Below are 773 nucleotides of genomic sequence, written 5' to 3' on the forward strand. Positions count from 1 at the left end.
TACAGAAATTAAAACTTTTAACAATAGTGGAATTATAAACACTAATAGTACTTTTGGAGTAAATATAGCTAGTGGAACAACAATAGATAATTTCACAAACACTGGAACTATAAAAAGCACAGGAACTATAAAACCTTCCATATGGGTAAATATTTCAACTGGTATATATTTACAAGGTTTAGTAAAAACTTTTACTAATGAGGGTTTAATTTCTGGTATTATAGGTGTTGATTTGATTAAAGGTACTCTAGGTAATTTCATTAATAAAGGAACTATAGAATCAACTAGTGATAGCACACTTGCAGCGGCTATTAATCTTATGACATTAAATGGAAGCCCTTCCACTATTGATAATTTAACTAATGAAGGTCTTATTAAATCAAAATCTCATGGTATCTTAGCAGAAGCTGGAAATTATATTAATACTATAATTAATAAAGGCACTATAGAAGCTGATTTAAATGGTATAAGCTTTTATGATCATGGTAGTGCTGGTGGAAGCGGTGGTACTATGAAACTAGGAAGAATTATCCTAGAAAATGGTAGTAGCATTAAAGCTGGAAATAATGGTATTAATATAGACAATGAAACTTCTAAAGCTATAGAAGCTGATGGTATTGAAGTTAAAGAAGGCGCTAGTATAAGTGGTGGTAATTCTGGTATTTATATAGGAGGTGGAAAAGAGATTGATACTCAAATCACTATTTCAGGATCAGTTACAGGTGGAACTGCTGGTATAGTTAATGAAGGTGTTATAGGTAGTAGTAGCTCTA

1 pseudogene is annotated in these 773 nt (G+C 31.2%); it reads left to right on the forward strand.

The features are described from left to right. Positions 1–773: pseudogene (locus JG676_RS07705) on the forward strand (autotransporter outer membrane beta-barrel domain-containing protein); the annotation flags it as partial.

The organism is Campylobacter sp. 2018MI34 (assembly GCF_016598975.1).
In the GTDB taxonomy this organism is placed as follows: domain Bacteria; phylum Campylobacterota; class Campylobacteria; order Campylobacterales; family Campylobacteraceae; genus Campylobacter_D.